Source organism: Caldivirga sp. UBA161, assembly GCF_002506515.1.
Classification (GTDB): Archaea; Thermoproteota; Thermoprotei; order Thermoproteales; family Thermocladiaceae; genus Caldivirga.
The window spans coordinates 19,118-23,943 of sequence record NZ_DAXS01000006.1; the positions used below are offsets into that span (position 1 = coordinate 19,118).

Consider the following 4,826-nt stretch of genomic DNA (forward strand, 5'->3'; position numbering starts at 1 on the left):
CATTAACCCATACTAATGGATTCTTTAAACCCTCTTCGCCATATACTAGCGCAGAATGGGCTATGCTCAATACTTGTAAAGCCTCACCCAAACCCCTCAAGAGAAGGTAACTCACCTTGGGATTAGGCATATGTGTTAGGATTTGATTTTTAATCAATGCGTTTTTAGCTTGCTTAATATTTTTATTCAGGTGGTATTTCCTTATATGCTAGGGTTATGTCTATCCCCCTCTTAATGTTAATGTACTTAGACGCAGTGTAGATTACCGCGCCTAATCCTATGAGGCCGAGTACGTAGGCTAATCCAGGGTAGTATGGTTGCAGTGGCTTTAGTGACTCAATAACGCCGAAGTATGGGTTTGTGAATGCCTCATAACCTAAGAATGCTAGAGGTATTAGTGAGAGTACTGATGCAGTAAGCATCCCCCTATTCCCCTCTCCCCTGGCGGCCTTAATGCCTGCTACTGATACTAGGATTAAGTAAACTATGGCTAATGGTGTGTAGCTATAGAGCGCTTCATAGCCATTTGGGCTTATTATTGGGAACGCCAGGAATACTGCAGTGGCAGCTAAGTCAAGTAGATGAGCATACATTGGTGACCCCCACCTGTTGAGCCTTGAGAATACCTCTGGGAATAGCCTATCAAATGAGAATGCGAAAACATAACGGGCGAAGACTATTACGCCAAAGGCCATTACGAAGAATTCCCAGGCTATTAGGCCTAGGCCAATGAACCACTGTAGGGCCTCATTGTGGGCTAAGTATATTGCCACATTCCAGAAATTATATACGTCAGTTGGATAGTAAGTCATATTGAATCTATAGCCTGCAGCTAGGTCCATTAGTAGGAAGGGTAAGGTAATGAACACAACCGTTATTGCACTCCCCAGGATTTCATTATACATTAATCCCTGCCTATCCCTAATCTCAGCAGCAATCGCTGGCCCGGCGTAAAGCCATATGTAGGCATATGATGCGAAGTAAGGTATCATGTATAGTGTTGCAGGTAGGCTAAATGAGGGGCCAGTATACATGCTTTGGTTAGTTAAGTTAAAGTAGCTTAAGAATTGCCCAATATCATGGTGAAAGGTTGGTATTGAGAGCCCTAGCGTAATCATTGCGGCTGCAGTACCTATTATAGCTAATGCACCTAAGGCTGTGGTTAACTTGAAGCCAGCACTGGGCCTAATTATATTAATCAGTAGTATGATTATGAATGCCACTAAGGCTATGGTATAGTCAAACCACACATTACTGGTACTGAACATAGTGTTCGCTAACTTAATTAAGTACTGTTGGTTATGGGAGTAACCTATAACTAACAATACATTATTCACCGCGGTAACTGAGAAGAAGGCTGAGAGGGCGAAGAATGGAGGCATATTGAAGGCTAGGGCAATACCCATGATTGAACCCAAACCCCCATGAAGCTTTCTAGTGATCCAGACGTAGTCTCCACCAGTCCTAGGTATCCTAACAATGAAGTAAGTATAGAGTATCACCAGTGGGAGGGTTAGTATGAATGTTAGTATACTTGATAGCCACAGTACTGCACCAGGCACCACGAAGGGGCTGATACCTATAAAGATTGCTAAGCCAGCACCCATGTTTGCAACATTAAGCATTGCAGCATCCCACAGTGAAGCCCTCTTAACAAGACCTGAGCTTTGCCTAACAAATAACGCCATAGCTACTGAAGCCCATGCTAGGTTATAATAACGCAATGGTGCAGAAAAGAGTAATATAAGCTAAATCCTAAATGATGATATTGTGCAGAATTAATGCGGAAGCATCAGGAATACAAATCAACTAGGCTTCCCTAATATATTAATCAGCATAAAATTAAGTACTGAGCTTCCACATTATTAAGTGAGCAAGCTGATGGGTGGTTGATTTAAGGTTATGGGTATTACCTTTATCACGAGCTATGGAATCAGTCTTCATTAGAATCTTAATTATATAATAGTCTTTACGCTTAATGCGCTTAACTCGAAAAAGGTGTTTAAATTACCTTAACTTAACGTAGTTGAGTAATAATGAAGCCGCATAGGGAGTGCCCACTCTGTATAGTGAGTGTTAGGCTTAATGAGGTTGCCTCAGCCCGAGTGAGTGATGATGAGGTTATTGAGGCATCATCACTAGTATTAGAGGAATCCGCTAAGGCCTTTAGGAGTGAAGGTGAATTAACTAGGATTGCCTCAAGTATATACGCTGAATTGGTTTCAAGATACCCTGAGGTTATTGAGTATTATAGGATTGCTAAGCGTAAGAGCATTGATAGCGCCAAGGCTCAAGTAGCATTAATTAAATCAACCTTAAATGGCTTAAATGGATTTAACCTGTTTAAGGCTGCTACTAGAATTTCAATAGCAGGTAATCTACTGGACATGGGTGTAGCCTCCCATAAGCCACCCAGTGAATTGCCATTAAATTCAATCATGAGTATGCCATTCTCCATAGACCACACCAGTGAATTATATAACATGCTAAGTAATGGTGGTTTAAGGGTACTGTGGCTTTTCGATAATGCAGGTGAGGCATTGTTTGACATTATTCTAATAGACTTAATTAGAAGTATGGGTAATATTGTTATTGGTGCAGCTAAGGCTGAGCCAGGTTTTCAAAATGACTTAACGATAAGTGATGCTGAGTACGCTGGGTTAAGTAACCACCTAGATGAACTGGTATCAACAGGGTATGCTGGCTCAAGCATACATTTAGATAAGGTTAGTGTTGAATTCCTAAATAGGCTAAAGGCCAGTGACCTAGTGGTGGCTAAGGGTATGGCTCACTTCGAGTACTTATCTGAGGTTGATTTAGGTAAACCAACAGTATTCCTACTGGTGCCTAAGTGTGGGCCTGTTGCTAAGGTACTAGGTGTTGAGAAAGGTACCCTAGTAGCAATGTTGAGGCAAAATTAACTCCTAAAGGGGGCACGAGTTATATTAACTAATGAAGTGTGTATTATTAGTTAAGGTAGTATATTCATGAGTGATCATGCACCTATATTTAATAAGAGCGTTTAGAAGCCCTTGCATGCATGTGGGTAATTGGGTTAATGTGCCTCAGCAGGATGTTTCAAGCCTGCTTAAGGGAACTAAGGGATTCTACGTACAGTGGCTTGTGGCTAAGGAGCATGGCTCAGTAAAATACGCTGTGAGGAGGTTCGTGGTTAAGCCAGGAGGCTACATGCCCCTTCATAATCATAAATACACAGAGGCCGTGGTTATACTTAAGGGAAAGCTTAGGATTAGGGGTAATGGCGTTCTCTACGACCTTGGGCCAGGCTCCTTCTTCTTCACAGGGCCTTATGAGCCTCATTCATTGGAGAATATTGGTGATGAGGATGCTGAATTTATCTGCGTAATATCTTATGAGGATGATATGAGCTTGAAACCCCTTGAATAACGGCATTGCAATATGATTAGTTACCACGTTTAAACGTTATAAACCAGGTATCATTATTAAGCTATGCCTAAGGATTTGTCGGAGGTTTTAGTGGACTATGCAATGCGCATAAGCTTTGACGACTTACCCACTAATGTTGTTAAGGAGGTTAAGAGGAGGATACTTGATAGCCTTGGTGTTGCCCTAGCCTCATACTCAGCTGAGCCCGTTAAGTATGCCAGGTTAGCTGCATTGGGTTTCAGGGGTAATACGCCTATAATTGGTTCAAGCCAATTAACCACAATTGACTGGGCAGCATTCATAAATACGCTTATGGTTAGGTACCTTGACTTCAATGACACCTACCTATCAAAGGAACCACTACACCCATCGGATATAATTGGTACAGCCCTAGCTGTTTCACCTCACCTAAGCTCAAGTGGTAAGGAAGTTATTACAGCCTTAGCCATTGGATATGAGGTTGGGGTTAGATTATGTGATGCCGCCTCACTTAGGGCTCATGGGTGGGATCACGTTAACTACACCGGCATAGGGCATTTGCTTGTTGCTGGTAAATTAATGAAGGTTAGTAGGGATGCATTCCTTAATGCCATTGCAATACACGTAACCTCCCACTTATCTACAAGGCAGAATAGGGTTGGTGAATTATCTCACTGGAAGGCAGCCGCTACGGCTAATCAGGCTAGGAATGCAGTATTCTCAGTAGTGGTGGCTTCCCATGGTTTAACTGGGCCTGATAAACCTATTGAGGGGGAGATGGGTTTTATTAGGCAGCTCCTTGGTGGTGAGTTTGACTACAGCCCCATGAAGGATCTTGAGAACCTTACTAAGCCATCAGCCATATTAAGGACCTACATTAAGCCCTATCCAGTGGAGTATCATGCTCAGTCAGCTGTTGAGGCCTCCCTTAAGATCCGTAGTGAATTAGGTGCAATTGATCCAAGTAGTGTTGAGTCCATTAGCATTAGGACCTTTAAGGCAGCCTATGATATTATTGTTAAGGACCCTGAGAAGTGGGATCCTAAGACCAAGGAAACCGCTGACCATAGTTTAATGTGGGCTGTGGCAACCACCCTAATTAACGGTGACTTATGGTTAAGCCACTATGAACCATCTAGAATCAGGGATCCTAGGGTGCTTGAGCTAATTAAGAAGACTAAGGTTACCGTTGACCCTGAATTAGATAAACAGTACCCACAAGCCACACCCACTGTGGTTAATGTTAAGTTAAGGAGTGGAAGGGAAGTTGAGGTTAGGGTTGATTATCCAAGGGGCCACCCAATGAACCCCATGAATGATGATGAGGTTGAGAATAAGTTCAGGAGGCTTACCACTGATTTACTCACTGTGAAGCAGCAGGATGAGGTAATAAGAATGGTTTGGAATCTTGATGATGTTAAGGACTTAGCATCATTAAT

The 4,826-nt window shown here is 42.5% G+C and carries 4 protein-coding genes; 3 read left to right on the forward strand and 1 reads right to left on the reverse strand.

Translation table 11 applies throughout. The features are described 5' to 3' along the window. Window positions 1–182: 182 nt before the first annotated feature. A complete protein-coding gene (locus tag BP896_RS00665; RefSeq protein WP_291764633.1) occupies window positions 183–1,688 on the reverse strand; it encodes an APC family permease in 1,506 nt (501 codons plus the stop codon). Window positions 1,689–2,036: 348 nt separating this feature from the next. Between BP896_RS00665 and BP896_RS00670 the strand changes: the two genes are divergently transcribed. The 3 genes from BP896_RS00670 to BP896_RS00680 form a co-directional block, all read left to right on the forward strand. Next, the gene (locus BP896_RS00670; RefSeq protein ID WP_291764635.1) at window positions 2,037–2,921 is read left to right on the forward strand and encodes a damage-control phosphatase ARMT1 family protein; all 885 of its coding nucleotides are present in this window, start codon (window positions 2,037–2,039) and stop codon (window positions 2,919–2,921) included. Between the two features lie 115 nt (window positions 2,922–3,036). Beyond that, the gene (locus tag BP896_RS00675; protein ID WP_291764636.1) at window positions 3,037–3,408 is read left to right on the forward strand and encodes a cupin domain-containing protein; all 372 of its coding nucleotides are present in this window, start codon (window positions 3,037–3,039) and stop codon (window positions 3,406–3,408) included. 63 nt (window positions 3,409–3,471) lie between these two features. Continuing rightward, a partial coding sequence (locus BP896_RS00680; protein ID WP_291764637.1) for an MmgE/PrpD family protein occupies window positions 3,472–4,826 on the forward strand: 1,355 nt, incomplete at its 3' end.